The sequence below is a fragment of the Actinosynnema sp. NPDC023658 genome (genome assembly GCF_040639995.1).
Classification (GTDB): Bacteria; Actinomycetota; Actinomycetes; order Mycobacteriales; family Pseudonocardiaceae; genus Actinosynnema.
This window is the reverse complement of sequence record NZ_JBFAAX010000046.1, coordinates 1-26063: the sequence shown is the minus strand read 5'-3', so window position 1 is coordinate 26063 and position 26063 is coordinate 1. Positions and strand designations below refer to the sequence as shown.

At 71.2% G+C, this 26063-nt stretch carries 25 protein-coding genes and 1 pseudogene; 8 read left to right on the top strand and 18 right to left on the bottom strand.

What is annotated here, in order from left to right; all coding sequences use genetic code 11:
* Positions 1-143: 143 nt before the first annotated feature.
* A complete protein-coding gene (locus AB0G02_RS09040) occupies positions 144-470 on the top strand; it encodes an MGMT family protein (protein ID WP_360791609.1) in 327 nt (108 codons plus the stop codon).
* Here the strand turns inward: AB0G02_RS09040 and AB0G02_RS09035 are convergent.
* From AB0G02_RS09035 to AB0G02_RS08985, 11 genes are all read right to left on the bottom strand, one after another.
* Positions 433-834, bottom strand: a complete 402-nt coding sequence (locus tag AB0G02_RS09035; RefSeq protein WP_360791606.1) for a tetratricopeptide repeat protein — start codon at positions 832-834, stop codon at positions 433-435. The two genes, AB0G02_RS09040 and AB0G02_RS09035, sit on opposite strands and share 38 nt — an antisense overlap.
* Positions 831-1790: a pirin family protein gene (locus tag AB0G02_RS09030; RefSeq protein WP_360791604.1), complete on the bottom strand. Its 960-nt coding sequence runs from the start codon at positions 1788-1790 to the stop codon at positions 831-833. Before AB0G02_RS09030 ends, AB0G02_RS09035 begins: the two co-directional genes overlap by 4 nt.
* Positions 1791-1857: 67 nt before the next feature.
* Entirely contained in the window at positions 1858-2772 is a 915-nt protein-coding gene (locus AB0G02_RS09025) for a hypothetical protein (RefSeq protein ID WP_360791602.1), read from the bottom strand.
* A 36-nt stretch (positions 2773-2808) separates the two neighbouring features.
* Positions 2809-3474 (bottom strand): sirohydrochlorin chelatase, encoded by a 666-nt coding sequence (locus AB0G02_RS09020; protein ID WP_360791599.1) that lies wholly within the window; start codon positions 3472-3474, stop codon positions 2809-2811.
* Positions 3471-4586 (bottom strand): uroporphyrinogen-III synthase, encoded by a 1116-nt coding sequence (locus AB0G02_RS09015; RefSeq protein ID WP_360791596.1) that lies wholly within the window; start codon positions 4584-4586, stop codon positions 3471-3473. Before AB0G02_RS09015 ends, AB0G02_RS09020 begins: the two co-directional genes overlap by 4 nt.
* Positions 4583-4903, bottom strand: coding sequence for a nitrite reductase small subunit NirD (gene nirD, locus AB0G02_RS09010; RefSeq protein ID WP_360791594.1), 321 nt, complete (start codon positions 4901-4903; stop codon positions 4583-4585). The genes AB0G02_RS09015 and nirD overlap by 4 nt, the downstream gene beginning before the upstream one ends.
* The gene (gene nirB / locus AB0G02_RS09005; RefSeq protein WP_360791591.1) at positions 4900-7413 is read right to left on the bottom strand and encodes a nitrite reductase large subunit NirB; all 2514 of its coding nucleotides are present in this window, start codon (positions 7411-7413) and stop codon (positions 4900-4902) included. Before nirB ends, nirD begins: the two co-directional genes overlap by 4 nt.
* 119 nt (positions 7414-7532) lie before the next feature.
* A complete protein-coding gene (locus tag AB0G02_RS09000) occupies positions 7533-8885 on the bottom strand; it encodes a nitrate/nitrite transporter (RefSeq protein WP_360791588.1) in 1353 nt (450 codons plus the stop codon).
* Between the two features lie 100 nt (positions 8886-8985).
* On the bottom strand, positions 8986-10428 hold the full coding sequence (locus AB0G02_RS08995) for an FAD-dependent oxidoreductase (protein WP_360791585.1): 1443 nt from the start codon (positions 10426-10428) through the stop codon (positions 8986-8988).
* The gene (locus AB0G02_RS08990) at positions 10425-12398 is read right to left on the bottom strand and encodes a molybdopterin-dependent oxidoreductase (protein ID WP_360791615.1); all 1974 of its coding nucleotides are present in this window, start codon (positions 12396-12398) and stop codon (positions 10425-10427) included. The genes AB0G02_RS08995 and AB0G02_RS08990 overlap by 4 nt, the downstream gene beginning before the upstream one ends.
* A 167-nt stretch (positions 12399-12565) precedes the next feature.
* Positions 12566-13360, bottom strand: a complete 795-nt coding sequence (locus AB0G02_RS08985; protein ID WP_360791582.1) for a TIGR02569 family protein — start codon at positions 13358-13360, stop codon at positions 12566-12568.
* 719 nt (positions 13361-14079) lie between these two features.
* Here AB0G02_RS08985 and AB0G02_RS08980 point away from each other — a divergent pair.
* The 3 genes from AB0G02_RS08980 (at position 14080) to AB0G02_RS08970 (ending at position 15585) form a co-directional block, all read left to right on the top strand.
* Positions 14080-14610, top strand: coding sequence for a sigma-70 family RNA polymerase sigma factor (locus tag AB0G02_RS08980; RefSeq protein WP_360791579.1), 531 nt, complete (start codon positions 14080-14082; stop codon positions 14608-14610).
* Positions 14600-15010 carry a hypothetical protein gene (locus AB0G02_RS08975; RefSeq protein ID WP_360791576.1) on the top strand — a complete coding sequence of 137 codons (411 nt, stop codon included), beginning with the start codon at positions 14600-14602 and terminating at the stop codon, positions 15008-15010. Before AB0G02_RS08980 ends, AB0G02_RS08975 begins: the two co-directional genes overlap by 11 nt.
* 377 nt (positions 15011-15387) lie before the next feature.
* Positions 15388-15585: a hypothetical protein gene (locus tag AB0G02_RS08970; protein ID WP_360791573.1), complete on the top strand. Its 198-nt coding sequence runs from the start codon at positions 15388-15390 to the stop codon at positions 15583-15585.
* 480 nt (positions 15586-16065) lie between these two features.
* On the opposite strand, the gene moeZ is transcribed toward AB0G02_RS08970, so the two are convergent.
* The 3 genes from moeZ to AB0G02_RS08955 form a co-directional block, all read right to left on the bottom strand.
* Positions 16066-17238 carry an adenylyltransferase/sulfurtransferase MoeZ gene (moeZ, locus tag AB0G02_RS08965; RefSeq protein WP_360791570.1) on the bottom strand — a complete coding sequence of 391 codons (1173 nt, stop codon included), beginning with the start codon at positions 17236-17238 and terminating at the stop codon, positions 16066-16068.
* A gap of 124 nt (positions 17239-17362) precedes the next feature.
* On the bottom strand, positions 17363-18391 hold the full coding sequence (locus tag AB0G02_RS08960) for a DUF3152 domain-containing protein (RefSeq protein ID WP_360791567.1): 1029 nt from the start codon (positions 18389-18391) through the stop codon (positions 17363-17365).
* Between the two features lie 89 nt (positions 18392-18480).
* Positions 18481-19455: an alpha/beta hydrolase gene (locus tag AB0G02_RS08955; protein WP_360791612.1), complete on the bottom strand. Its 975-nt coding sequence runs from the start codon at positions 19453-19455 to the stop codon at positions 18481-18483.
* Between the two features lie 147 nt (positions 19456-19602).
* On the opposite strand from AB0G02_RS08955, the gene AB0G02_RS08950 reads away from it, so the two are divergent.
* Complete coding sequence (locus AB0G02_RS08950) at positions 19603-20250, top strand: TetR/AcrR family transcriptional regulator (RefSeq protein WP_360791564.1); 648 nt, start codon at positions 19603-19605, stop codon at positions 20248-20250.
* 44 nt (positions 20251-20294) lie between these two features.
* Here the strand turns inward: AB0G02_RS08950 and AB0G02_RS08945 are convergent, their stop codons facing one another.
* Together AB0G02_RS08945 and AB0G02_RS08940 are read right to left on the bottom strand one after the other, a co-directional pair.
* Positions 20295-21164 (bottom strand): alpha/beta hydrolase, encoded by an 870-nt coding sequence (locus AB0G02_RS08945; RefSeq protein ID WP_360791562.1) that lies wholly within the window; start codon positions 21162-21164, stop codon positions 20295-20297.
* On the bottom strand, positions 21161-22060 hold the full coding sequence (locus AB0G02_RS08940) for a diiron oxygenase (RefSeq protein ID WP_360791560.1): 900 nt from the start codon (positions 22058-22060) through the stop codon (positions 21161-21163). Before AB0G02_RS08940 ends, AB0G02_RS08945 begins: the two co-directional genes overlap by 4 nt.
* Positions 22061-22123: 63 nt before the next feature.
* On the opposite strand from AB0G02_RS08940, the gene AB0G02_RS08935 reads away from it, so the two are divergent.
* Positions 22124-22861 carry a TetR/AcrR family transcriptional regulator gene (locus AB0G02_RS08935; RefSeq protein WP_360791557.1) on the top strand — a complete coding sequence of 246 codons (738 nt, stop codon included), beginning with the start codon at positions 22124-22126 and terminating at the stop codon, positions 22859-22861.
* Positions 22861-23163: a DUF4873 domain-containing protein gene (locus AB0G02_RS08930; RefSeq protein ID WP_360791554.1), complete on the top strand. Its 303-nt coding sequence runs from the start codon at positions 22861-22863 to the stop codon at positions 23161-23163. The genes AB0G02_RS08935 and AB0G02_RS08930 overlap by 1 nt, the downstream gene beginning before the upstream one ends.
* Before the next feature lie 106 nt (positions 23164-23269).
* Here the strand turns inward: AB0G02_RS08930 and AB0G02_RS08925 are convergent, their stop codons facing one another.
* Positions 23270-23500: a DUF3107 domain-containing protein gene (locus tag AB0G02_RS08925; protein ID WP_360791551.1), complete on the bottom strand. Its 231-nt coding sequence runs from the start codon at positions 23498-23500 to the stop codon at positions 23270-23272.
* A gap of 41 nt (positions 23501-23541) precedes the next feature.
* Positions 23542-24240 carry a ferritin-like fold-containing protein gene (locus AB0G02_RS08920; protein WP_360791548.1) on the bottom strand — a complete coding sequence of 233 codons (699 nt, stop codon included), beginning with the start codon at positions 24238-24240 and terminating at the stop codon, positions 23542-23544.
* 353 nt (positions 24241-24593) lie between these two features.
* Here AB0G02_RS08920 and AB0G02_RS08915 point away from each other — a divergent pair.
* A pseudogene (locus AB0G02_RS08915) lies at positions 24594-25946 on the top strand (DEAD/DEAH box helicase); the annotation flags it as partial.
* Between the last annotated feature and the right edge of the window lie 117 nt (positions 25947-26063).

The following is a 26063-nucleotide window of genomic DNA, read 5'->3' as shown; positions in this document are numbered from 1 at the left end:
GGGGGGCCCCGGGCTCCCCCCCCGCTCCGCGCCCAATCCCCCGCCTTATCAATCGGACCCCCCGTTTAATGCCCCCGCCCCCCCCACGACGCGACCTCGCGTCGGTGGTCATCGGGCAAGTGGTGCGGTGGAACACTGTCGTGGTGGACGAAGAGTTGCACGAGATGGTTCGCGCGGTGGTGCGGAGGATTCCCCGCGGGCGGGTGGCGACTTACGGCGACGTCGCCGACGTCGCCCGCGCGCCGTCGCCCCGCCTGGTCGGGCAGGTGCTCAACCAGGACGGGCACGACCTGCCGTGGCACCGGGTGCTGCGCGCCAACGGCACGTGCGCGCCCCACATCGCGGACGAGCAGCTGCAACGCCTGCGCGAGGAGGGCGTGGTGGTCGACGGGGGCAAGGTCGACCTGCGCACGTACCGCTGGGAGGACGCGGTCAAGGAGAAGGCGGAGGAGCCTCCGGGCCTGTGGTGACGGCGTCCGCGACCCGGGCCCGCACCCTGGCCACCTCGGTCTCGACCTCGGGGTCGCGGGTCAGCGCGGCGGCCAGGCGCAGCTGAGGCAGCGCCTCGGCGTGCCTGCTCTGCCGGCTGAGCGTGCGGCCGAGCAGCAGGCGGGTGTAGCCGTCCGACGGGTCGAGGTCCACCAGGGCCTTGAGCACGCCTTCCGCCTTGCCCAGCGAGGCCGACTGGAAGTGCGCCAGCGCCAGCTCGGTCAGCACGGTCCGGTCGTGCGGCGCGTGCTCGGCGGCCTCGGCCAGGTAGCGGGCGGCGCCGCTCGGGTCGCCCGCCGCGCGGAACATGCGGCCCTTGCGCAGCAGTTCCAGGACATCGGTCATGACAGCTCCTCGTCCGCCGCGGTGACGTGCGGGACGTGCGTGACGCCCAGTCGCCCGGCTTGGAAGTCCTCGATGGCTTGCAGGATCTCGGCCCGCGTGTTCATCACGAACGGGCCGTAGCGCGCGACCGGCTCGCGCAGCGGGAGTCCGCCCAGGACCAGGACGTCCCACGTCGTGTCGGCCTCCAGGGTCAGCGCGGCGCCGTTGCCGAAGGCGGCGAGCTGCCCCTCGTCGAGCGGGCGGCGGTCCGCGCCGACCGTGCCGCGACCGGACAGCACGTACACCATCGCGGTGAAGTCCTCCGGCCACGGCAGGGTCAGGTGGGCGTGCGGGCTGATCGTGGCGTGCAGATAGGTGATCGGCGTGTGCGTCCGGCCGGGGCCGCGGTGGCCCGCCACGTCGCCCGCGATCACGCGGACCAGCGCGCCGCCGTCGTCGCTGGACAGCAGCACGGTGTCGGCCGCGTTGATGTCCTGGTAGCGGGGCGGGGACCACTTGGCGGCCCTCGGCAGGTTGACCCACAGCTGCACGCCGTGGAACAGCCCGCCCCTGGACACCAGCTCCTGCGACGGCAGCTCGGAGTGCAGCACCCCGGAGCCCGCGGTCATCCACTGCGTGCCGCCGTTGGTGATGACGCCGCCACCACCGGTGGAGTCCCGGTGCTCGAACGCGCCGTCGATCATGTAGGTGACGGTCTCGAAGCCGCGGTGCGGGTGCCAGGGCGCACCCTTGGCCTCACCGGGGCCGTACTCGACCGCGCCCATGTGGTCCAGCAGCAGGAACGGGTCCGCGTCGACGAGGTCGACGCCCGGGAACGGGCGGCGGACCTGGAAGCCCTCGCCTTCGAGGAACCGCTGCGCCCGCACCACGCGCCGCACCGGGCGCCACGCGGTCGCGGCCTCGGGCAGCACGGGCAGTCGCGGCAGGGTGAGGGTGTCGGCGGTGACGGCGGGCATGACTGCCTCCTCGGAGGGGTGACCACCCGGGTTCGGCGGTCTCGGCCACGTCAACCTAGTTGAAGCCTCAACTATTCCGGCGGGCGGAGACGTCCGGCTCGATCAGCTCCACCGACGCGTCGGCGTCCACCCGGAACGCGGGCACGCGCGCGTAGCCCTCGCGCCGGAACCGCCGGTACAGCGCCCTCGGCCACAGCGGCAGCCGGGACGCCTCCCACCACTGCCAGGCCGCCAGCAGACCGCTCCCCGCCGTGAGGAGCCAGTCGAGGGACAGCTCGAACCCCCACGCCGCGGTGAGCAGCGCGCCCCCGCCCGCGATCAGCGCCGTCGCCCTCTCCCGCCACAGCAGGGCCGCCAACGCGGTCAGCACCGTCAGGGAGCTGTGCTCGGACCCGTCCGCCGCGGCCAGCAGCGCCGTGGCGGCGACCAGCTTGAGCAGCACCAGCCGCACCTCGCCCAGCGGGTGCGAGGAGACCACGTCCTCGGGCAGCTCCCGCCACGACCGCGCGCCACCGCCGGGGTCGCCCGCCGCCTGCCACGCGGGCAGGTGGACGTCCCGGTGCCAGACCCGCAGCCGCGCCCGGCGGTCCTCCAGCTCCAGCAACCGGGCCAGGCCCATCAGCAGCAGCACGGACACCGAGATGCCGATGACGTAACCGCGTTGCAGCGGCACGTCCTGCCCGTTGTCGAAACCGGCCAGCACGGGCACCAGGAACGCCGTGGTGATCGCGCAGGCCACCCAGTACACGGGACCGGGCACCGCCGCGATGCCACGGGTCGTCGCCGTGAGCACCCACAGCAGCACCGGCGCGCAGCCCAGGGCCAGCGGCGGCCACCCGTAGTGCAGCGTCGCCGCGACCAGCAGCAGCGCGCCCGCCGCGCCCACCAGCACGCGCAGCAGCGTGATCATCCGGAACGGCAGCCGCTCGACCGCGTTCTGGAGCAGTTCCGACAGCGACTTCGCCAGCACGTCCGGGATCATCGCGCCCGGGGCGCGGATCGCGGTACCGGTTTACCTTCAGGCGACGTCCTGGAAGCAGCGCGCTTCGTAGTAGCGCAGCAGGACCGCTTCCACGACCCTCAGGTGGGCGCCGATGGGGTCCGCCACGACCGCCGCGCCCGACTCCGCCACCACGCGGTGGAACAGGCCCGGCGCCAGCAGCCACGACGCGACGGCGACGCGGCCCGACGCGGCGGCCACCACGTCACCGATGCGGGGTTCGGCGGTGGCGGCGTAGCCGATGGTCACCGGGCCGACCCGGTGCGACAGCGCGGTGGCGACGGCCCGGACGTCGGCCAGCGCCCTCGGGTCCGACGAGCCCGCGGCGGCCAGGACGACCGAGTCGCCCGGCGTCCACCCGGCTTCGGCCAGGCGCGCGAGCAGCGCCGGCACCAGGGCCGGGCCGATCGGGTCGGTGATCGCCACGTCGGGGTGCCCGGACGCCTCGACCTGCGCCGGGATGTCCACCCGGACGTGGTAGCCCGCGGCGAGGAAGGCGGGGACGACGACGGCCGGTCCGGTGACGGACGACAGCACGGTCGTGACGTCCGGCTGCCGCACGTCGGCGTAGGCGACCCGCACGGGCACACCGCCCAGCCGGGCGCGGACGAGGGACGCGATCTGTTCGACGACGACGGCGCCGGCGGGGTCGCGGGTGCCGTGCGCGACGAGGACGAGGGTCATACGGCGACTCCGGCGGGGTCCATGGCCAGGCGGTAACCGCGCTTGACGACGGTGGTGACCATGCGCGGCTCGCCCAGCGCCGAGCGCAGGCGGCCGATCGCGGTCTCCACGGCGTGCTCCTCGCCGCCGCTGGGCAGCGCGGCGAGCAGGTCTCGGCGGGACACCACCCGGCCGCGGGCGGCGGCCAGCACGCGCAGCACGGCCATCGGCGCGGGCGGCACGGGTCGCAGCTCGCCGTCCACCACGACGGCCTGGCCGCGCAGCTCGACGTCACGGGCGGCGATCCGCAGGCGGGTCGCCCTGGCGGGCAGTTCGAGGGTCAGCTCGCGGGCCAGCGCGCCGATCCGGGCCCGCGCGGGCTGCACGACCGGGACGCCGGCCGCGACCAGCGGTCCGGCGGTGATCGCGCCGACGCCCACCACCAGCACGTCCCGGCGCAGCAGCTCGGTCAGCTCGGTCAGCTTGCCCATCGCGCCCGCGGTCCGCAGCACGGACGCCGCGGCGGGGGCGCTGGTGAACGTCAGCGCATCCACCTGACCGGCCAGCACGGCCTCCAGCAGGCGCTCCAAAGGCGCGGGGTCGGACGGGCCGGTCCAGCGGTAGACGGGGACCTCGACGACCGTGGCACCGGCCTCGCGCAAGGTCGACGTGAACTCCGGCAGCGTGTCGCCGTGCAGCTGCACGGCGATGCGCTGACCGGACACACCGGACCGCATCAGGTGGTCCAGCAACTCGGCGTTGCTCTCCCCCTCCGGCGACCACGCCTCCACCAACCCGGCGGCACGCACCGCGCCCCGCGCCTTCGGCCCCCTGGCCAGCACCCGCGCCCCGGACAACCGGGACAGCAGGCGCGCGCCCAACCCCCAGCCCTCGGCGGCCTCGATCCAGCCGCGGAAGCCGATGCCGGTGGTCGCCACGGCGACGTCCACCGGTTCCTCCACCACCGCCCTGGTCGCGGCCAGCAGCTCCGCGTCGTCGGGCAGCGGCACGATCCGGATGGCGGGACCGTGCAGCACGGTCGCGCCCTTGCGCTCCAACAGGGCACCGAGTTCGTCGGCCCGCCGGGCGGCGGTCACACCGACCGTGTACCCGGCCAGCGGGGCGGCGTTCACGGTGACCCGACCTGGATGACGCCGTCGGCCACGACCACGGGGTGCACCGGCACCCCGGTCGAGGGGTCGTCCAGGCACTTGCCGGTGGCGAGCTCGAACGCCTGCTTGTAGACCGGCGACACGACCACCGGCACACCGCCGCGGTCGCCCACGATGCCGCGCGACAGCACCGCCGCGCCGCTGAACGGGTCGATGTTGCCCAGCGCGTGCACCGTCCCCGACGAGGTCAGGAACAACGCCACCTGGGAACCGTCGGGCAGCAGGGCCGCCACGCCGCGGTCGGGTTCGAGGGCGCTCAACTCGCACACGGGGGTCATCGCGAAACCTCCTGCTTCTCCGGCTCGCCGAAAGCGGGCACGCCCAGCGGGACCGGCACCTTCTGGCCGCGCTCCTCGCGGAACGCGATCGTCGGGTCGGGCGTGCCGGGCGCGTTGACGAACGAGGTGAACCTGGCCAGCTTCTCCGGGTCCTCCAGCACGCCGCGCCACTCGTCGGCGTAGTTGTCCACGTGCTTGGCCATGGCGGCCTCCAGGTCGGCGCAGATGCCGAGGCTGTCGTCCACGATGACCGCGCGCAGGTGGTCGAGGCCGCCTTCCAGCGACTCGATCCAGGTCGAGGTGCGCTGCAACCGGTCCGCGGTGCGGATGTAGAACATCAGGAACCGGTCGATCAGCTTGATCAGGGTCTCGGTGTCCACGTCGGACGCGATCAGGTCGGCGTGGCGGGGCGTGAAGCCGCCGTTGCCGCCGACGTAGAGGTTCCAGCCCTTCTCGGTGGCGATGATGCCGAAGTCCTTGCCCCGGGCCTCGGCGCACTCGCGGGCGCACCCGGACACGGCCGACTTGAGCTTGTGCGGCGACCGCAGGCCGCGGTAGCGCAGCTCCAGCTCGATGGCCAGCGACACCGAGTCCTGCACGCCGTACCGGCACCAGGTGGTGCCGACGCACGACTTCACCGTGCGCAGCGCCTTGCCGTAGGCGTGCCCGGACTCGAACCCGGCGTCCACCAGGCGCTTCCAGATCACCGGCAGCTGGTCGACGGTCGCGCCGAACAGGTCGATCCGCTGCCCGCCGGTGATCTTGGTGTAGAGGCCGAAGTCGCGGGCGACCTCACCGATGACGATCAGCTTCTCCGGCGTGATCTCGCCGCCGGGGATGCGCGGCACGACCGAGTAGGTGCCGTTGCGCTGCATGTTGGCCAGGAAGCGGTCGTTGGTGTCCTGGAGGGTGGCCTGCTCGCCCTCCAGCACGTGACCGTTGTCCAGCGACGCGAGGATCGAGGCGACGGCGGGCTTGCACAGGTCGCAGCCCGCGCCGCGGCCGTGCCGGGAGATCAGCTCGCTGAACGTGGTGATGCCGGTGGAGCGGACGATCTCGAACAGGTCGGCGCGGGAGTGGTCGAAGTGCTCGCACAGCGCGCGGGACTGCTCGACGCCGCACTCGGACAGCAGCTTCTTCAGCATCGGCACGCACGAGCCGCAGCCGGTGCCCGCCTTGGTGCAGGCCTTGATGCCCGGCACGTCGACGGCCTCGCCGGAGTCGACCACGTCCACGATCTGCTGCTTGGTGACCGCGTGGCAGGAGCACACCTGCGCGTCGTGCGGCATCGTCAGCTCGACGCCGCCCTCGGGCCCGATGAGCGCCACCGGGTCGCCCGGGACGGCGCGGCCGACCAGGGACCGCAGCACGGTGTACTTGGACGCGTCACCGACCAGGATGCCGCCGAGCAGGGTCTTCGCGTCGTCGGACACCACGACCTTGGCGTACGTGCCGGCCACGGCGTCGTTGACGACGACCTCCAGCGCGCCCTCCTCCTTGGCGTGCGCGTCACCGAACGAGGCGACGTCCACGCCGAGGAGCTTGAGCTTGGTGGACATGTCCGCGCCGGGGAACTCCGCCGCGCCGCCGAGCAGCCGGTCGGCCACGACCTCGGCCATGGAGTAGCCCGGCGCGACGAGCCCGTAGACCATGCCGTCGAGGTTGGCGCACTCACCGATGGCGTAGATGTCCTGGTCGGAGGTGCGGCACGCCTTGTCGACGATGATGCCGCCGCGCTCCCCGACCGTCAGGCCGAACTGGCGGGCCAGCTCATCGCGCGGCCGGATGCCCGCGGAGAACACCACCACGTCCAGGTCCAGCTCGAGGCCGTTGGACAGCTTGGCCAGCAGCCGGCCGCGGTCCTGCTCGATGGAGGAGGCTGACGTGCCGGTGTGCACGGTCAGGTCCAGCTTCTCGACCAGGCGCTTGAGCAGGCCGCCGCCACCCTCGTCCACCTGCAGCGGCATCAGCCGCGGGCCCAGCTCGACCACGTGCGGCGAGATGCCCATGCCGCGCAGCGCGTTGGCCGCCTCCAGGCCGAGCAGTCCGCCGCCGAGCACCATGCCCGCGTGCCGGCCGACGCTGCGCGCCGACTCGACCGTGGCGCGGATGCCGTCGAGGTCGTCGATGGTGCGGTAGACGTGGCAGCCGGGCAGGTCGCGGCCCGGCACGGGCGGCACGAACGGCACCGAGCCGGTGGCCAGGACCAGCGCGTCGTAGTCCTGCACGCGACCGCTCGCGGTGCGCACGGACTTGCCGGCCCGGTCGATGTGCACGACCCGGTCGTCCAGGTTGAGCTGCACGGAGTCGTCGCCGTGCGGCGCGAGGGCGAGCGACTGCGCGTCCCAGCTGTCCACGTAGGACGAGAGCGCGACCCGGTCGTACGCTGGGCGGGTCTCCTCGGCGAACACGACGACCCGCCACTGACCGGTGACGTCCTTCTCGCGGAGGGCCTCCACCAGCCGGTGACCGACCATGCCGTGACCGACCACTACGAGCGTTCGCGTCATGGGACCAATCCCTCCTTCTGCCCGGGTCAATGCTCACCGGGCACCGTGTCGTGCCAAGGTCGCGAATGTTGCGCAGGCGTTAAAGCAGCCTCACGCCGCACTTCAGGGCGTTGTGTGCGTCACACCCCGGCGTACGCGAGGCTGGGGACGCGCGCGAAGACCCGTCGACGCATGTAGAACCACCAGGTCGTGACCACGCACAGGCCGTAGAACACGAGGAACGCGGTGAGGGCGGGGGCGAGCGTCTTGCTGCCCTCCAGCGAGAACTTGAACACCAGGTTGACCAGAACGCCGCCGAACGCGCCGATCGCGCCCGCGATGCCGACCACCGCGGCGGCCTGCCGCTTCGCCGACCGGACGTCGTCGCTCTGCGTGGCGAAGATGGCCGGGATCATCCGGTAGGTGGACCCGTTGCCGACGCCGGCCAGCACGAACAGGGCGATGAACGAGCCGAAGAACAGCGCGAAGCTGCGGACCTCCAGGCTGACCAGCAGGCCGACGGTGCCGGCGCCGAGGCCGAAGAACGTGGCCATGGTGATCCGCGCGCCGCCGAAGCGGTCCGCCAGCCACCCGCCGAACGGCCTGCTCACCGAGCCGATGAGGGCGCCGATGAAGGCCAGGCCCACGAAGCTCTTGTAGTCCACGAAGCTCAGCTTGATCAGCGACGGGAACGCGAACGAGAACCCGATGAACGAGCCGAACGTGCCGATGTACAGGAACGACATCACCCACGTGTGCTTGTTCGCCATCGCCTTCTTGTAGGACGTGCCGTCCGGCTTGGCCTGGGTGAGGCTGTCCATGAGGAACCACGCGCACGCCGAGGCGACGACGATGAACGGCATCCAGAACAGCGCCGCGTAGGCCAGCTTGATGCCGGTGCCGAGGGAGATGACGATCGGCACGACGAGCTGCACCATCGCCACGCCGAGGTTGCCGCCCGCCGCGTTCAGGCCGAGCGCCAGGCCCTTCTTGCCCTCCGGGTAGAAGAACGAGATGTTCGCCATGGAGGAGGAGAAGTTGCCGCCGCCGAAGCCCATGGCGGCCGACGTGAGCAGGAAGAACCAGTACGGCGTGCCGGTGTTCGTCACCGCGATCGCCAGCATGGTGGTGGGGATCAGCAGCAGGCCGGCGCTGATCGTCGTCCACGCCCGGCCGCCGAACCGCGGCACCGCGAACGTGTACGGGATCCGCAGCACCGCGCCGACCAGGTTCGGCACGATCAGCAGCCAGAACGTCTGGCCGACGCTGAAGCTGAAGCCGACCTGCCCGAGGCTCACGACCACGATGCTCATCAGGCTCCACACCGTGAAGCCGAGGTTCTCCGCGAGGATGGAGAAGATCAGGTTCTTGCGGGCGACCCGCCTGCCGGTGGTCTCCCAGAACGAGGGGTCCTCCGGCTCCCAGTGCTCGATCCACCGACCCCGTCGCTTCGCCTGCGGCGCAACGCCTTCGGTCTCCACCATCGTGCTCATTGGATCCTCCCGGACACCGATTTGCCGTTGCGGGAACCGTAAGAACGGTCCGTTACCCCGACGTTCGTGCAGGTGTCGTCGGCGGCAACTCCCCCGCACATCACGCGGACTGGGGCTGTGAGGCCGCGAGCCAGTCGACGATGCCGCACACCGCGTCCTTGCAGCCGCCGCAGCCGGTGCTGGCCCTGGTGACCTCCGCGATCGAGGACAACGTCGTCGCGCCCGCGCGCCACGCGCTGACCAGCTGGCCCTTGCTGACCGTGTTGCAGCGGCACACCACCGCGGACGCGGGCAGGTCGGCGGGGCTGGCCTCGTTCTCGGCGGGCAGCGCGCGGCCGAGCAGCAGGGCGAGCCGGTCGGTGGGCGCGGGCAGGCCGCGGTCGAACAGCTGGGTGATGGCCGCCGCCGCGTCGGGGGCGCCGAGCACGATCGCGCCGGTGACCTTGTCGTCGCGCAGCACGAGCTTGGCGTACCGGCCGCGGGCCGGGTCCTGGAAGCACAGCACCTCGTCGTCCACCGAGTCGACGCCCACGTGCACGTCACCCAGCGCGGCCAGGTCGACGTCACGGGCCTTGAGCCTGGTCACGACGGTGGTGCCGGCGTAGCGGGCGGCCGGCGCGACGCCGGTGAGCCGGTCCGCGAGCACCGCGGCCTGCTCCCACGCGGGCTGGACCAGGCCGGACACCGTGCCGACGTGCTGGGCGCAGTCACCGATGGCGTGCACCCTGGGGTCGCTGGTGCGCAGCGCGTCGTCCACCAGGACGCCCCGGTCGACGTCGATGCCCGACTGCTCGGCCAGGCCCGTCTCGGCGCGCACGCCGGCGGAGACGACGACCAGGTCGGCGGGCACGTGCGTGCCGTCGTCCAGCTCCAGGCCGTCGCCCGCCGAGTACTTCGTGGCCAGCACGCCGAGCCGGAACTCGATGCCCAGCCCGTTGAGCGTGGTGGCCAGCACGCGGCCCGCGCCCGCGTCGAGCTGCCGTTCCATCAGGTGCCCGACCGGGTGCACCACGGTGACCAGGCAGCCCCGGCCGGCCAGGCCGCGCGCGGCCTCCAGCCCGAGCAGCCCGCCGCCGAGCACCGCCACCGGCGTGCCGGGCGTCGCCTTCTCCACGATCCGCGCGCAGTCGTCCAGCGAGCGGAACGCCACCACGCCGGGGGCCAGCTCGCCGTTGCCGTCCAGCAGCCCCGGCGTCGGCGGCACCCACGACCGCGAGCCGGTGGCCAGCACCAGCGCGTCGTAGGGCACCTCGGTGTCGTCCACGTGCACGACCCGGCGGGTCCGGTCGATCTTGGTGACCGAGCTGCCCAGCCGCAGGTCGACCTGGTGCTTGGCGGCCCAGTCCGGGCCGTGCAGCCGCACCGCCTCCGGCGTCAGCGACCCCGCCACCACGCTGGACAGCAGCACCCGGTTGTACGCCGGGTGCGACTCGTCGCCCAGCACGGTCACCGAGACCCGCTCCGCCTTCGGGTCGCGACGGCGGATCTCGTCGGCCAGCCGGGCACCGGCCATGCCGTAGCCCACGATGACAACGTTCCTCATACCGACTCCAATCGGACCGCGCACACCTTGAACTCGGGCATCCGGCTGGTCGGGTCCAGCACCGGGTTGGTCAGCAGGTTGGCCCGGCCCTCACCGGCGTAGTGGAAGGGCAGGAACACCACGTCGATCCGCATGGACGGCACGCAGCGCACCCGCGCCACGGTCCGGCCGCGCCGCGACACCACGGCCGCCATCGCGCCGTGGGCCAGGCCCGCCCTGGTCGCGGTGTCCGGGTGGACCTCCACGTAGGCCTCGGGCTCGGCCCGGTTCAGCTCGGGCACCAGCCGGGTCTGCGCGCCGGACTGGTAGTGCTGCAGCACCCGCCCGGTGGTGGCCTGGAGCGGGTAGTCGGCGTCCGGCACCTCCGCCGGACCCCGGTGCTCGACCGGGATGAACCTGGCCCGGCCGTCCGGGTGGGCGAACCGGTCGAGGAAGTTGCGCGGGGTGCTCTCCCCGACCACCGGCCAGTGCAGGGCCTCGCCCTGGCGCAGGCGGTCGTAGGTGACGCCGGAGTAGTCGGCCGTGCCGCCCTTCGACGCCAGCCGCAGCTCCTCGAACACCACCTCGGGCTCGGTCGGGAACCGCTCGGCGGGCTGGCCGAGGCGGGTGGCGAGGCCGCGCAGCACGTCCAGGTCGCTGCGCACGCCCTCCGGCGGCGCCACGGCCACCTGGCGCAGCAGGATGCGGCCTTCGAGGTTGGTCATCGTGCCGCTCTCCTCCGCCCACTGCGTGATGGGCAGCACGACGTCCGCGACCGCCGCGGTCTCCGACAGCACGAGGTCGGCCACGACCAGCAGGTCCAGCGCGGCCAGCCGGTCCGCGACGTGCTGCGAGCTCGGCGCGGAGACGATGACGTTGCTGCCGAACACCAGCAGCGCCTTCGGGCCGTCCGGCTGCCCCAGCGCGTCGAGCAGCTCGTAGGCCGACCGGCCGGCGCCCGGCAGGTCGTCCACGCCCCAGACGTTCATGATGTGCTCGCGGGCCGCCGGGTCGTCGATCTTGCGGTAGCCGGGGAGCTGGTCGGCCTTCTGGCCGTGCTCGCGACCGCCCTGGCCGTTGCCCTGGCCGGTGAGACAGCCGTAGCCGGAGCCCTTCGTGCCGGGCAGGCCCAGCGCCAGGGCCAGGTTGATCCACGCCGACACGGTGTCCGCGCCGCTGGCGTGCTGCTCGGTGCCGCGCCCGGTGAGGACGTAGGCGTTGGCGGCCTCCGCGAGGATCCGCACGGCCGCCCGCTGGTCCGCGACCGGCACGCCGGTGACCCGCTCGACCCGTTCCGGCCACCAGGTCGCGGCGATGCGCCAGGCGTCGTCGAAACCGGTGGTGCGCTCGTCCAGGTACGCCTGGTCGAGGTGGCCGTCGGCTACCGCGGTGTGCAGCAGGCCCAGCGCCAGCGCGAGGTCCGTGCCGGGCGCCGGCTGCAGGTGCAGGGTGGCGAGCTCGGCGGTGGGCGTGCGCCGGGGGTCGATGACGATCAGCTCGGCGTTCTTCAGGTGCTGCACGAACGGCGGCATGGTCTCCGCCGGGTTGCCGCCGACCAGCAGGATCGCGTCCGCGCGGTCGAGGTCGGTGACCGGGAACGGCATCCCGCGGTCCAGCCCGAACGCCTTCGTGCCCGCGGCGGCGGCGCTCGACATGCAGAACCGGCCGTTGTAGTCGATCTGGGAGGTGCCCAGCGCGACCCGGGCGAACTTGCCCAGCAGGTAGGACTTCTCGTTGGTCAGCCCGCCGCCGCCGAACACGCCGACCGAGTCCGGTCCGTGGTCCTCGCGCAGCTGCCGGAGCTTGGCGGCGACGAGGTCCAGCGCCTCGTCCCACGTGGCCGGCCGCAGCTCGCCGTCACGGCGGACGAGCGGCGTGGTAAGCCGGGACGGCGAGGTCAGCAGCTCCGCCGACGTCCAGCCCTTCTGGCACAGACCGCCGCGGTTGGTCGGGAACTCCCGCGGCGTCACCCGGCCGTCGTGGAGGGACATCGCGCACTGGAGCGCGCAGTACGGGCAGTGGGTGTCGATTCCGGCCGGGTCGATGCTCGCGGAGGCGGTCACGAGCCCGACGGTAAGAAGCGGCTGTTAACGGCAGAACGCGGATTGTTTCGTCCACGCGAACTTGCCTGCTCAGCACTTCCGCGCTGAGGGTGAGGTCACAGCAGTTCGACGACCCGTGCGGCCGTCGCCTCCAGCCCGACCAGGGATTGTCTGCTGGAACGGGGGTGCAGCGCGTGCACCGCGAGCCGGAACAGGGTCGCGCGCAGGAGGATCTGCGGCCACTCGTCGAGGTGGGCCCACCGCTGGATCAGACCGTGATCCGCGCCACCCCAGGCCAGGGCGTCCACCACGACGACCGCCGCGCCGTACGGCGCCGGCCGCCAGTAGGCGACGAAGTCGATGATGGCCGGCGCGGCGTCGCCGGCGAACAGCACGGTGCCGAACAGGTCGCCGTGCACCACCTGGGGCTTGAGCGCGACGGGCTTGCGGTAGCCCGCGCACGACTCGAACACCCGGCCGCCCAGGTCGGGGTCGAGGTCGACCTGCTCCTCGTCCCACGCGCACCGGTCGGCCGTGGCGAACAGGTCGGCGCGCGCGTCCAGGAAGCGGGGCTTGGGCAGCTCGGCGGTCGCCCGGTGGAGCTTGACGGCGACGTCCACGACCTCGTCGTGCCGGGGTTCGGCGCGGCCGGAGAGGTACTTGGTGGCCGCCCAGCCGCCGACGACGTACCGGCCGTCGGTCGAGCGCAGGGGCCGGGCGATGCGCAGGTTCTCGACGTCCAGCGCGTCGAGGGTCTTGGCGACCCAGGTGGCCTCGGCCGGCTTGCCCGCGGGCCGGATGGCCGCGTCGCCGCACCGCCACACGGGGCCGCCGTCGATCAGCTCCGGCTCGGCGTCGCGCGCGCCGAACGCGGCCCGCACGTGCGACGGTGGCGGCTCCGGAGTGGTCACGGCCGGCACGCTACCTGGACGAGGCCGTCTCGTGGTGGACCTCAGGCGTCGAACACGTGGTGTCCACGCATTCGGCCCAACCGCAAAAGTGCGGTCTCACGGCGAGGGGTCGATCACGTGACGCGGAACACGCTCCTCACTCCCCGTCCCCTTGTCGACAGGCCGCCGGGTTGTCCACAGGAGAACTCCGCCGACCTCGAATCGTCCGCCCCGCGTGGCAGGATCGAATCAGGGGTCCCCTGGGCGGGGACGTCTGCGCAGCCACGGCAGCGCCCGGCTCCCGGCAGTCCGCAGTCCGGCGGTGCGCAGGCCCGGTAGTACGCAGTCCCGGCAGCGCGCGACCCTGGTGGTGCCAGCCCCGCCAGCGCGCAGCCTTGCCAGCGCCCAGCCTCCGGCAGTGCACAACCCCGCCAGCGCCCACCCGAGGTTCCTGATTCATGATCACTTGTTGAGGATCAAGTGGCGTAGAACCGCAGTTCGGAGCCATCTCGGTGGCAGAGATGGAGATTTTTGGCCCGGGATGCGTTGAAGAGCCAGGTGCTCGGCGATCTGCCGGCTCCACCCGCTCCCCGGCGGGGTCCTTTGAGCTCTAAGGGGTCCGAACCCATGAAGACGGGCGGGCTTATCGAGTACGGCAATAGTCTCTGGCCGAGCGGCATCTGGACGGTGCTTCTCGGCGGGGATTCTAGGGCGGCTGAACGCATCGTGGTTGGCCACTGATGGACGCCGAGTACGAGAAGTTCATCAGGGAACACGGAAAGCCACTTTTTGGGTACGCTTTGCGGTGGCATAACGGGGACAAGCAACGTTCCGAGGATGCATTCCAGGAATTTGTGATCAAGTTCTACCGTTACTGGAATAGCACGGAATCGCGTGAAATCGCCTATGCCTACCGAACCCTGGACAGCGTCTGCGTAGACCTGCACAGGAAGGACAAGCGTGCGAGGGAGAACAAGCCACTAGGTCCTGACGAAGAGGAAATCAAGGACGGACGGACCGAGGCTCAATACGAGCAGGTCGAATCCGAACCGGATGCCGCGCTTAATGCGGCTGTCAACCAGCTCGACTACCCTCTGCGCCGTGTAATCTTCATGACCTACTGGCAGAAACTGAATCCTAGGGATATCGAGCAGTTGTTCGGTATTTCTTCGAAGCAGGTTAGCAGAGATCTTTACAGGGCTTTACAGAAGCTACGCAGCATGCTTTTGGAGAACCCTATTTACTTGGAGAGTAGGCGCCGTGGACGTTGAAAAGCGTCTCGCGGCGGACGTTGAAGTCTTTGACCAGATACTCGACGGCACGGATGTCGACGCAATCTTGTCTCGGACGTTCGCCGCGTTTCATACGATCGACGGTAATTGCTCCTCCACTACCCCCGAGGTCCTGCCCGACAGCCAGTGTGCTGTCGGGCGGGCCTCGGCCCCATCCGAGATCGACAGCTATGTGGACGGGGAAAAAGATCAGGTCCTCCGCGAACTGGACATGTGGAGGAGTCGGGCAGTGGAAGGAGAGGCTTGGAGCTGCCGTCGGACCGCTGAATTGTTGGAAGTACTGGATCGTGACGAGGAAGCTATCAAGTGGTGGAGGCTCGCCGCGAATTCTGGAGACCTTGACGCGCAGGACTACGTCAAGGAAATTCTAGACAACTGAATAAGGTGCTCAAAGTCGACAACCGGGGAATTGCACACACTATCTATTCATTTGGGTGTTCGGCTTACCGTCGAGTTGTGACCGGTCATCCAAACTTTCTGCTGATCCACCGTCTGCGGAGGTACCGTGAAAACGTACATTATCGACATCGGGTTGCTACTGCGCTCCGCCCTTGTATATACGACGGGCTCTTGGATTGATCTCTGCTGACTCTGCTAGTTAGCTAGAGATGCTTGAGGCCCCGCCTCCCTCAAAGGGAGGCGGGGCTTCGCTTTATCAGGGTCAACCCTTGCTCGATCGAGGACTGGGCCAGGACGTGGAGATTTGAGAGCCAGCATCCGTTGTAGGGGTGTAGGGACAACGGCAGAAGGAGAGACATGCTCTGGTTCCTTGGCGGTTACGCCCTCTTCATCGGCGTTCTGCTTGCTTACTCGGTGCACGTGTCACTGTCCTGCCCCGATGCCGAACGACGCAAGGACGCCTACCGGGTTCTCCGGCTCATCTGGACGGGAGTCACGGGCACCTCAGGAGTAGTCTGGCTCGTCATCAAATTTAATGAATGGGGTCTTCTCTGACTCGACTTCCTGTCCGTCCATTTAGTTGGACCGGGCCAGTTTGCGCGAGAACCGAGAATAGGTATTCGCATCCTAGGTGACTGTCGAATTCGAAGGCAAGCTGTGTGCAACTCGGAGCGCCCAGCACGGAGGGTTGTGCACAGTGCGGCAGCCGCGGCCCATGACCAGCCCGACCAAGTCGAGCACCCCTGGCCGCGTCCCGACTCGACCACGGCCTCGGTCGCGCCGTCGACAGCTCGACACGCTGCTCCTGGCCCTCGCCGCCGCTGGCTGTTCTTCCCCCTCATAGAGTGGGGGCCTCGCCTCCATCCCGTCGCCTGATGCCGTCTCGATCATCGGACGCCAGGACCCGCGTCCCTCCCCGGCAGTCAGCAGCCCCGGCGGTACGCAGGCCTGCCCGGTGGTGCGGGTCGGCTCGAACGGCGAGAGCGGCCCCCTCCCGGAGGAGGAGACCGCTCTTCGCGCGAGTGGACCCGACGATCAGTAGGTCGGCAGCGAGGGGTCGACCTCGCGCGCCCAGGCGAGCACGCCCCCGCCCACGTGCACGGCGTCCTTGAACCCGGCCTGGTGCAGCACGGCCAGCGCCTCGGCCGACCGGGCACCCGACTTGCAGTGCAGCACCAGCTGCTTGTCCTGCGGCAGCTCCGCGAACGCCTCGCCGGACACGATGCGGTCCTTCGGGATCAGCACCGAGCCGGGGATCCGCACGATCTCGTACTCGTGCGGGTCGCGGACGTCGACCAGCAGGAAGTCCTCACCGCTGTCCTGCTTCTGCTTCAGCTCCATCGGCGTGATCGTGTTGCCCGCCGCGGCCTGCTGGGCGTCGTCCGACACCACACCGCAGAACGCGTCGTAGTCGATCAGCTCGGTGATCTTCGGGCTCTCCGGGTCCTTGCGGATCCGGATGGTCCGGTAGGACATCTCCAGGGCGTCGTAGACCATGAGCCGGCCGAGCAGCGGGTCCCCGATGCCGGTCAGCAGCTTGATCGCCTCGGTCACCATGATCGAGCCGATCGACGCGCACAGCACGCCCAGCACGCCACCCTCCGCGCACGACGGCACCATGCCGGGCGGCGGCGGCTCGGGGTAGAGGTCGCGGTAGTTCAGGCCCTGGCCGTTCGGCGCTTCCTCCCAGAAGACGCTGACCTGGCCCTCGAACCGGAAGATCGAGCCCCACACGTACGGCTTGCCCAGCAGCACGGCCGCGTCGTTGACCAGGTACCGGGTGGCGAAGTTGTCCGTGCCGTCCAGGATCAGGTCGTAGTCGCGGAAGATGTCGAGCACGTTCTCCGAGTTCAGGTGGGTCTGGTGCAGCACCACCTTCACGAACGGGTTGATCTCGGCGACCGAGTCGCGCGCCGATTCTGCCTTCGGCTTGCCGATGTCGGACTGACCGTGGATGACCTGCCGCTGGAGGTTCGACTCGTCGACGATGTCGAAGTCGACCACGCCCAACGTGCCGACGCCCGCCGCGGCCAGGTAGAGCAGGGCGGGGCTGCCCAGGCCACCCGCGCCGACCACCAGGACCTTCGCGTTCTTCAGCCGCTTCTGCCCGTCGACCCCGACGTCCGGGATGATCAGGTGGCGGCTGTAGCGCGCTACTTCTTCCTTGGTCAGCTCCGCTGCGGGCTCCACGAGCGGCGGAAGCGCCATCTGAGTCCTCCTCGACGAAACATGTCCTGTACCGACGGACAACACCAGCGTGCCCGTCCGTCTTCCCCGATGGGAAGTCGTCCCACGGGGCGGGACGCCCCGCCCGCCAGCGTCCCAGTGCCTGCTACGGCGCGACCGGGAACGGGTTCGGCGTGCACACCAGGCCGTTGGCCTCCACCGCGTAGCGGTTGGTGAAGTCGACCGAGTTGAGCTGGGCGACGTAGTCGTTGGCCACCCCGAACGACTGCTGCATCATCACCGGCGCGGCCTTGCCGTTCTCCTTGCAGCCCTCGTGCGGGTTCTTCAGCACGTGGCCGACCTCGTGGTTGATCGCGTAGGTCCGGTACGCGGCCAGGTCGCTGCCGTAGACCTTGCCCCCGCGCACCCACCGGGCGGTGTTGATGACGACCCGCTTCGAGATGTCGTGCCAGCAGGAGGACTCGAACTCGATCTGGAACCCGCACATGGCGTGCGTGGTGCCGGTGGTGGTCAGGCTCACGGTGAAGTCGACCGGGCCGCTGTCGACGCGCTGCATGGAGGCCTGACCGGTGCCGATCCAGCTGCGCGGGTCGGCCAGGATCCCGTCGACCGTCCGGGCGAACGCCTCGCGGTCGCCGTTGTAGTCGGCCGGCTCGACGCCGTCCTCGATCGCGACCGAGTACTTGTACAGCCTGCCGCCGGTGCCCGCGGGCTGGGTGCCACCGGGGATGACGGCCCACGTGCCCGCGCCCTGCTCGGAGAACTTCGGCCCCTCCGGCAGCACGGCGGTGGGGAAGTTCTTCAGGTCCACGTCGACCGGCGGCTTCTCGGTGACCTCGGGCGGACCGGAGGACGTGGACGTCGACGACGGGTCGGCGTTCGTGCCGGCGGCGTTCGTCCCGGCCGGGGTCGAGGGCGCGGCGGTGTCCAGCACCACGAGGGCGGTGAGCACGAGCAGCACCGGGATGGCGTAGATCCGCCAGCCGTAGTTGGCGATCATGCCGGGCACGCCCCGGCGGCGCTTGCGGCGCTTGCGGCCTGCCGGTTCCCAGGACGCGGCCAACGGCTCGGCGCCCGTGCGGCGCGTGCCGCGGCGGTAGCGGTCGTCGGTCAGCGGCGGCCGGTCATCAGCGGGCGGCGCCGTGTCACGCTCGCCCTGCGACGTCCGGTTCACGGCGACCAGGGTGCCACAACCTCGACGGGAGGGAGGATTCCAGGTGACGTGTGCGCCACCGACCGGCTGAACCGGTCAACACGTCCGGGTCACCACTCGCCCCGCTCGACGGCCTCCCACATGCCCAGCACGGCGCGGGCCACCGACACCGGCCGCTCCATCTGCGCCACGTGCCCGGTGCGCGGCAGCACCAGCAGCCGTCCGCGGGGGATCAGCCGGGCCACCCGGGGCGCCTTGCGCACGCTGACCAGGCGGTCCTCGGTGCCCCACACGACCAGCGTCGGCGCGCTGACCCGCGGCGCGAGCTGCCACATCGACCTCTTCCTCGGCACGATCCAGGTCCGGATCAGCTCGATCGTGCTGCGGTTGAGCGCGTTGCCCGCCCACGCCTGCGCGGACCGCTCGGTGTACTCCTCCTCGCTCTGCTCGATCCGGTTGGCCGGCACGGCGTCGGGGTCGGCGAAGCACAGCCGCAGCATCTGGTGGGTGCGCTCGCGCGCGGTCATCGAGGCCAGTTGCTCCCGCACCCGCGCGCCCACGACCGGCAGGAACGCCAGCGGCAGCCGGCGGTCCGACACGCGGCGCAGGCTCGGCCTCAGGTCCGGCACGGCGGGTGAGACCAGGGTGAGGGTGCGGACCAGGTCCGGCCGGGCGGACGCGACCATCAGCGTGATCGCGCCGCCCATCGAGTTGCCGAACAGGTGCACCGGCTCCGGCCCGAGCGACTCGATGTACTCGGTGACGACCCGCGCGTGGGTCGTCATCCGGAAGTCGTAGCCGTCGATCGGCTCCGACCGGCCGAACCCCGGCAGGTCCAGCGCGTGACCGTCGACGTGCTCGCCCAACTGCGCGGCCAGGTCGGTCCAGTTCGTCGACGAACCGCCCAGCCCGTGCACGTAGACCGCCCTCGACCCGGCCGGTCCGGGCGTGCGCCGGACGTGCACGCCGTGCCCGCCGACCTCGACGTAGTCACCAGGCCACGGCTGGATCGTTGTGTCCAGCGGAGGTAGCGGCGCGGTGGACAGGGGCACGTGGGTGATGGCGGTCCGGCGGGCCTCCAGCATCTCGGTCACACCTCAGGATGCCTCCCGGGCGTCCTACGAAACGAGAAGCTTTCCCGGATCGCTGCTACCAGCGAGTAAGGTTGCCGACGAGCTGTTGGGGCAACCCCTCTTCGGTTCCGCGAAGTGATTTGGTCGGCTGGAGGCACCATGACGGAGACGGCCCAGACTGCGGTCGGGCACCACGGCGGCGCGGCGGGGCGGGGTGTACGGCTCCCGCGGACCGCTCGGCGTGCCCAGCTGCTGGCCGCGGCGCAGGACGTGTTCGTGACCAACGGCTACCACGCCGCCGCGATGGACGAGATCGCCGAGCGCGCCGGGGTCAGCAAACCGGTCCTCTACCAGCACTTCCCCGGCAAGCTGGAGCTGTACATGGCGCTGCTGGAGTCCCACGTGGACGAGCTGGTGAACCGCGTGCGCGGCGCGCTGGCGTCCACGACGGACAACAAGCAGCGGGTGAAGGCCGCCGTGGCCGCGTTCTACGACTTCGTGGACGGCGAGGGCCAGGCGTTCCGGATGGTGTTCGAGTCGGATCTGCGCGGTGAGCCCGCGGTGGCGCGCGCCGTGGAGCGGGCGACGACGGACAGCGTCGAGGCCATCACCGACACGATCACCGCCGACGCGGGGCTCGACGAGCACCGGGCGCGGCTGCTGGCCGTGGGGCTGGTCGGGTTGTCGCAGGTCACGGCACGGTCGTGGCTGGCGGACGACCGGAAGCTGGCGAAGGAGGACGCGGTGGCCCTGATCTCGAACCTCGCGTGGCGGGGCATCGGCGGCGGGTTCCCCCTGCAGCACTGAGGGTGCGGTGGGGGCCGTCCCCGACGACGGCCCCCACCCCCTGCTCACAGCAACGCGGTGATGTGTGCTGTGACCTCTCGCGCCCGTTCGAGGGGCAGCATGTGGCCCGCGCCGAGGTGGATCACCAGCTCGGCGTGCGGCAGCTCGTCGGCCAGCACCCGCGCGTGGCGCAGCGGCGTCAACCTGTCCTCCGCGCCCGCCAGCACGACCGTCGGCACGTCCGCCAGCACGGCCAGCGCCTTGCGCCGGTCGTGCTCGTCCAGCGAGCCGCGGAACCCGACCATGCTCACCGGGTGGCAGCGGCCGACCATGGCGGCCGTCGCCGTGACGTCCCGCCACGACGGGCGCTTGCCGAACAGCATCCAGCGCAGTCCCGGCAGGGCAGGACCGGGTCGTTTGAGCAGCTCAGCGCGCCGCAGCCGGGCGATCCGCCGGTTCAGCGCCTTCTCCCCCGCCACGAACGCCCGGCCGAGCGGGCCCGGCAGCCCCAGCGTCGACCCGGCGAGCTCGCCCGACGAGGTGGCGACCAGGACGACGCCGGCGACGCGGTCGAGCAGCGAGGGGTGCTGCTCGGCCAACGCCATGACCGTCATGCCGCCCATCGAGTGCCCGACCAGCACGATCCGGCCGGTCGGCACGCGGTCCGCGAGCAGTTCGGCCAGGTCGTCGGCGCACCGCTCGATGGTGGCCGTCCCGACCGGCGCGGGCGCCGACCGGCCGTGGCCCCGGTGGTCGTACCGCAGCACGCGCCCCGGCAGCGCCGACGCCACCGCGTCCCACGACGTGTGGTCCAAGGTCCAGCCGTGCAGCAGCACGGTCGTCACCCCGGCGTCCGGCGGCCCGGTGTCCACGACGTGCAACGCCGTGCCGTCGGACGTGACGAACCGCGGGTCGACCCGCGCGGGGGCGCTCATCCGAGCAGGAACGAGCGGCGCCACGCGCGCATGCCCGGCTTGCCGACCAGCCCGACCTCGTCGAGGAACTTCATGATCCGCTCACCGGACCAGCGGATGCTCTCCTGCCAGTGCGGGTTGCTCAGCGCCGCCTTGTGCGCCTGCTCCTTGTCCAGCCCGACGGCCGCGTAGACGTCCGGGTTGATCAGCGACCGGGTGATGAACATGGACGTGGTCGCGACCAGCCACCGCTGGTAGGGCAACTCCTTGCGGGTCAGCTTCTCCATGCCGCGGACGACCTCTTCGCGCGCGAACCGCACGTGCCGGGCCTCTTCGAGCACGTGGATCCGGTTCACCATGCGCACCAGCGGCTGCACGGTCTCGTCGGCCATCGTCTCGCGCTGCAACCGGTCGAGGATCTCCTCGGCCACCAGGATCGACCCGTACAGCGCGGGCCCGTAGCCGATCACCGGGAGCAGCTTGCCCAGCTGGTAGGTGTACTGGCGGGGGCCGTAGGGCGGGCAGCCGATCGTCTCGACCATGCGCGCGAACATCGTGGAGTGCCGGCACTCGTCCGCGACCTCGGTCAGCGCGTACTGCGCGTGCTTGGTCGTCGGGTCCGAGCGGTAGACCTCCTTCAGCAGCATCTGCATCAGCAGGATCTCGAACCACAGGCCGACGCTGGCCACGCTCGCGACCTCGTGCCGGGACAGGTCGATGCGCTGGTCCGGGCTCATCCGGTCCCACAGCTCGGTGCCGTACAGCGAGCACCGGTGCTCCGGGGTGTACCGGAGGCCGTCGACCAGCGGCGCGGACCAGTCGATGTCGACCTCGGGGTCGTAGAACTTGTCGGCCGAGGAGTTCAGCAGACGCTCGGCGGTCTTCTCGCGATCCGCGACCTTCAAGGCCTTCGTCATCGGGTCCCTCCCCGCAGATACGTGCTACTTGAGGTAACAGTTACTTCTGGTAGCGTGCTTCACATGGCTCGAACTGTCAAGGGCGGCACCGACGCGCGCCGTGAGCGGTGGAAGGGGCACCGCGAGGCGCGGCGCGCGGAGTTCGTCGAGGCGACCATCCGCGCCGTCGCCCAGCACGGCCCGGACGTCGGCATGGACGAGATCGCCGCCGAGGCGGGCGTCAGCAAGCCCGTCCTGTACCGGCACTTCGCCGACAAGTCCGACCTCTACCTCGCGGTCGGCCGGCGCGGCACCGAGATGCTGATGGACCGGATGGGGCCCGCGCTCGGCGACGACGGCCCGATCCGCGTCCGCATCAAGCGCATCGTCGACGCCTACCTGTCGGTGATCGAGGAGCACCCCAACCTGTACCGGTTCGTGGTGCGCAAGTCGTTCACCGACGGACCCGTCGAGCAGGACGTGGTCAACGAGGACAAGCAGCTCATCGCGGCGGCCCTGGCCCGGCTGCTGGGCGACTACCTGCGCGCGTTCGGCATGGACTCCGGCGGCGCCGAGCCGTGGGCGCACGCGCTCGTCGGCATGGTGCAGAACGCCGGCGACTGGTGGCTGGACCGGCAGTCGATGACGCGGGCGAGCCTGAGCGACTACCTGACCACGATCATCTGGCACGCCATCGACGGCCTGCTCCGCTCCGCCGGTGTGGAACTCGACCCGGACGCGCCGCTGACCACCGATTTCCCCGCTGACGAGCTGCCGCACGACGGGCCGCGGCTGCGGGTCGTCGACGTCGAGGAGGCGTGATGCCCGAGGAGCACGAGCACGACGAAGAGGGCTACACCGGCGAGGCCGTGCTGGTGTTCGACCAGCGGGAGGTGCCGGTGAGCGTGGAGCTGCGCGGCTACTTCCAGCCCATCGACGGCCGCTACCACTGGTACGGGCGGGTCGGCGCGAACGAGCAGGTCACCGAGCTGGTGGAGGCGGGTGCGCGGACCGCGCTGCTGCGCACCCCCGCCGGGTCGGCCACCGGCTCGCTGACCGACCCCGACCCCTGGCGGCGCTACCGCGTCGCGGGCACCTCGACCCCGCCCTTCGCGGTGGGCTGACCGGGACGCGGCAGGACCGCCGGAAGACGACGAGGGGCCCCCGATCGGGTGCCCCTCGTCGTGGTTACCTCAACCGTCCGGCGAACGGCCGGACGCTCGGTCGCGCTCAGTCGCCGGAGATGAAACCGACCCGGCGCGCGTCGCTCGGACCGATCTCCACGTAGGAGATGCGCGCCGCCGGCACCACGTAGCGGGCGCCCTTCTGGTCGACCAGCACGAGCTGCCCGGTGCCCGCCTTCAGCGCGTCCGCGACCTGCGCCTCGACCTCTTCGGGGGTGAGCCCGCTGGACACCACGAGCTCCCGCGGGCTGTCCGCGATCCCGACCCTGACCTCCACGCTGACCTCCGTGCGGCGTTGATGGCTTTCGGACACCAACCCTAGCCGAGCCCGAGCGCCGTCATGCGGCGCGTGTGGCTCTGCTGGAGGCGGCGGAACAGCGCCGCGATGCCCGCGAGGTCGCCCGAGCCGCGCACGATCAGCTCCGCGAGCCCGTCCCGCTCCGCCACCACGTACTGGGCCTGCGTCAATGCCTCACCCAGCAGCCGGCGGCCCCACAGCGTGAGCCGGTCGCGCAGCTTCGGGTCCTCCTCGCAGGCGGCCCGGACTTCGCGCTGGGCGAACGCCGAGTGGCCCGTGTCGGCCAGCACCGCGAGCACCAGCTCCTTGGTCGGCTCGTCCAGCCACTCCGCGACCTCGCGGTAGAAGTCGGCCGCCAGCGCGTCCCCGACGTAGGCCTTGACCAGCGACTCCAGCCACGAGCGCGGCGCGGTCGAGGCGTGGAACGCGTCGAAGCCCGCCGCGAACGGCCGCATGGCCTCCTCCAGCGAGTGCCCGCGCTCGGCCAGGTACCGGTCCAGCAGCGCGTAGTGGCCGATCTCGGCCGCCGCCATCTGCGACAGCGCGGCACGCCCGGCGAGCGTGGGCGCGGTCCGGGCGTCCTCGGCCATGCGGTCGAACGCCGACAGCTCGCCGTACGCGAGGGCGCCGAGCAGGTCGACGACACCCTCGGCCACCTGGCCACCGTCACTCACGGCAACGGACTGTCCCGTCGCCCGGTCCACACCCGCGTCGCTCATGACGGGGAGCCTAGTCGGGTGTCGTTGACTACACCTCAGGCACGCGAAACCGCACTTGACGACGCGAACCAGCCCGATCGGCCTAGCAGCCGGGTAGACTCGACAGACGACGCCCGGCGCGGCGCGGCCCAATGGGGGCTCGCAGCGGTGCCGAAGGCTGAACTGCGGCGGCACCGTGCCGCCAGGAGAGGGTGCGCGCACACACCTCGCTGGCCCTCCCGCGACCCGCCCGGCCCCTTGCGGTGGCCCGAGTGGTGGTGACGCGGTCGAGCGGCCCGTACAGGCCGTGGCGCGCTGGTACGAGAGAGGCGATCACCCTGACCGCGACGAACGAAGAGACCCATGTCGACCCGGTGACCTTGGAGCACAGCGAGGCGGGGGTGCCCCCCGAGGACACCTCGCACCCGCTCGTGGCCGACGCACCGGTCAAGCCCGATTCGCCCACCTTCGGCGAGCTCGGCGTGCGCGAGGAGATCGTGCGCGCGCTGGGCGAGGCGGGCATCCACCGGACCTTCGCCATCCAGGAGCTGACCCTGCCGCTGGCCCTGGCCGGCAGCGACGTCATCGGCCAGGCCCGCACGGGCATGGGCAAGACGCTGGGTTTCGGCATCCCGCTGCTCCAGCGGATCACCGTGCCCGGCGACGGCACCCCGCAGGCCCTCGTCGTCGTGCCGACGCGTGAGCTGTGCCTGCAGGTCACCCACGACCTGACCGACGCGTCCAAGCACCTGGGCGTCCGCGTGCTGGCCATCTACGGCGGCCGGCCCTACGAGCCGCAGATCGCGGCGCTGCGCAAGGGCGTCGACGTGGTCGTCGGCACGCCCGGCCGGCTGCTCGACCTGGCCGAACAGCGCCACCTGGTGCTCGGCAAGGTGCGGGCGCTGGTGCTGGACGAGGCCGACGAGATGCTCGACCTGGGCTTCCTGCCCGACATCGAGCGGATCCTGCGCATGGTGCCCGACGAGCGGCAGACCATGCTGTTCTCCGCGACCATGCCCGGCCCGATCATCACGCTGGCGCGCACGTTCCTCAACCAGCCCACGCACGTGCGGGCCGAGGAGAACGACGCCGGCGCGATCCACGAGCGCACCGAGCAGTTCGTCTACCGCGCGCACGCGCTGGACAAGTCGGAGCTGCTGGCCCGCGCGCTGCAGTCCCGCGAGCGCGGCCTGTCCATGGTCTTCACCCGCACCAAGCGCACCGCCCAGAAGGTGGCCGACGAGCTGGTCGAACGCGGTTTCGCCGCGGCGGCCGTGCACGGCGACCTCGGTCAGGGCGCGCGCGAGCAGGCGCTGCGGGCGTTCCGCTCGGGCAAGATCGACGTGCTGGTGGCGACCGACGTGGCCGCCCGCGGCATCGACGTCGAGGGCGTCACGCACGTCATCAACTACCAGTGCCCCGAGGACGAGAAGACCTACGTGCACCGCATCGGCCGCACGGGTCGCGCGGGGCGCACGGGTGTCGCGGTCACGTTCGTGGACTGGGACGAGACGCCCCGGTGGAAGATGATCAGCGACACGCTCAACCTGGGCAAGCCGGACCCGGTGGAGACGTACTCGACGTCCGACCACCTGTTCACGGACCTGGACATCCCCGCGGGGTCGTCCGGCCGGTTGCCGCTGGGCATGCGCACGCGCGCCGGCCTGGACGCCGAGCCCGAGGAGAACCTGAAGGGCGACAAGAAGACGCGCAAGCGCCGGCGCACCGGCCGTGCGGGCGACGCGGCACCGGCCTCCGAGGGCGGTTCGAGCGCGGGCTCGCCGCGAAGGACGTGCTGGACTTCCAGCTGGGCGTGACGTCGCTGGAGGAGGCGGCGGAGCTGG

Excerpts from the sequence above, each read along its gene's own strand:
- AB0G02_RS09035 (WP_360791606.1), bottom strand. The coding sequence starts at position 834 with ATGACCGATGTCCTGGAACTGCTGCGCAAGGGCCGCATGTTCCGCGCG.
- AB0G02_RS08930 (WP_360791554.1), top strand. The coding sequence starts at position 22,861 with ATGCCCGAGGAGCACGAGCACGACGAAGAGGGCTACACCGGCGAGGCC.
- nirB (WP_360791591.1), bottom strand. The coding sequence starts at position 7,413 with ATGACGCGAACGCTCGTAGTGGTCGGTCACGGCATGGTCGGTCACCGG.
- AB0G02_RS08945 (WP_360791562.1), bottom strand. The coding sequence starts at position 21,164 with ATGAGCGCCCCCGCGCGGGTCGACCCGCGGTTCGTCACGTCCGACGGC.
- AB0G02_RS08940 (WP_360791560.1), bottom strand. The coding sequence starts at position 22,060 with ATGACGAAGGCCTTGAAGGTCGCGGATCGCGAGAAGACCGCCGAGCGT.
- AB0G02_RS08980 (WP_360791579.1), top strand. The coding sequence starts at position 14,080 with ATGGACGCCGAGTACGAGAAGTTCATCAGGGAACACGGAAAGCCACTT.
- AB0G02_RS08995 (WP_360791585.1), bottom strand. The coding sequence starts at position 10,428 with ATGAGGAACGTTGTCATCGTGGGCTACGGCATGGCCGGTGCCCGGCTG.
- AB0G02_RS08920 (WP_360791548.1), bottom strand. The coding sequence starts at position 24,240 with ATGAGCGACGCGGGTGTGGACCGGGCGACGGGACAGTCCGTTGCCGTG.
- AB0G02_RS08955 (WP_360791612.1), bottom strand. The coding sequence starts at position 19,455 with ATGCTGGAGGCCCGCCGGACCGCCATCACCCACGTGCCCCTGTCCACC.
- AB0G02_RS08950 (WP_360791564.1), top strand. The coding sequence starts at position 19,603 with ATGACGGAGACGGCCCAGACTGCGGTCGGGCACCACGGCGGCGCGGCG.
- AB0G02_RS08935 (WP_360791557.1), top strand. The coding sequence starts at position 22,124 with ATGGCTCGAACTGTCAAGGGCGGCACCGACGCGCGCCGTGAGCGGTGG.
- AB0G02_RS08990 (WP_360791615.1), bottom strand. The coding sequence starts at position 12,398 with ATGTCCCTCCACGACGGCCGGGTGACGCCGCGGGAGTTCCCGACCAAC.
- AB0G02_RS09025 (WP_360791602.1), bottom strand. The coding sequence starts at position 2,772 with ATGATCCCGGACGTGCTGGCGAAGTCGCTGTCGGAACTGCTCCAGAAC.
- AB0G02_RS08970 (WP_360791573.1), top strand. The coding sequence starts at position 15,388 with ATGCTCTGGTTCCTTGGCGGTTACGCCCTCTTCATCGGCGTTCTGCTT.
- AB0G02_RS09020 (WP_360791599.1), bottom strand. The coding sequence starts at position 3,474 with ATGACCCTCGTCCTCGTCGCGCACGGCACCCGCGACCCCGCCGGCGCC.
- AB0G02_RS09000 (WP_360791588.1), bottom strand. The coding sequence starts at position 8,885 with ATGAGCACGATGGTGGAGACCGAAGGCGTTGCGCCGCAGGCGAAGCGA.
- nirD (WP_360791594.1), bottom strand. The coding sequence starts at position 4,903 with ATGACCCCCGTGTGCGAGTTGAGCGCCCTCGAACCCGACCGCGGCGTG.
- AB0G02_RS09030 (WP_360791604.1), bottom strand. The coding sequence starts at position 1,790 with ATGCCCGCCGTCACCGCCGACACCCTCACCCTGCCGCGACTGCCCGTG.
- moeZ (WP_360791570.1), bottom strand. The coding sequence starts at position 17,238 with ATGGCGCTTCCGCCGCTCGTGGAGCCCGCAGCGGAGCTGACCAAGGAA.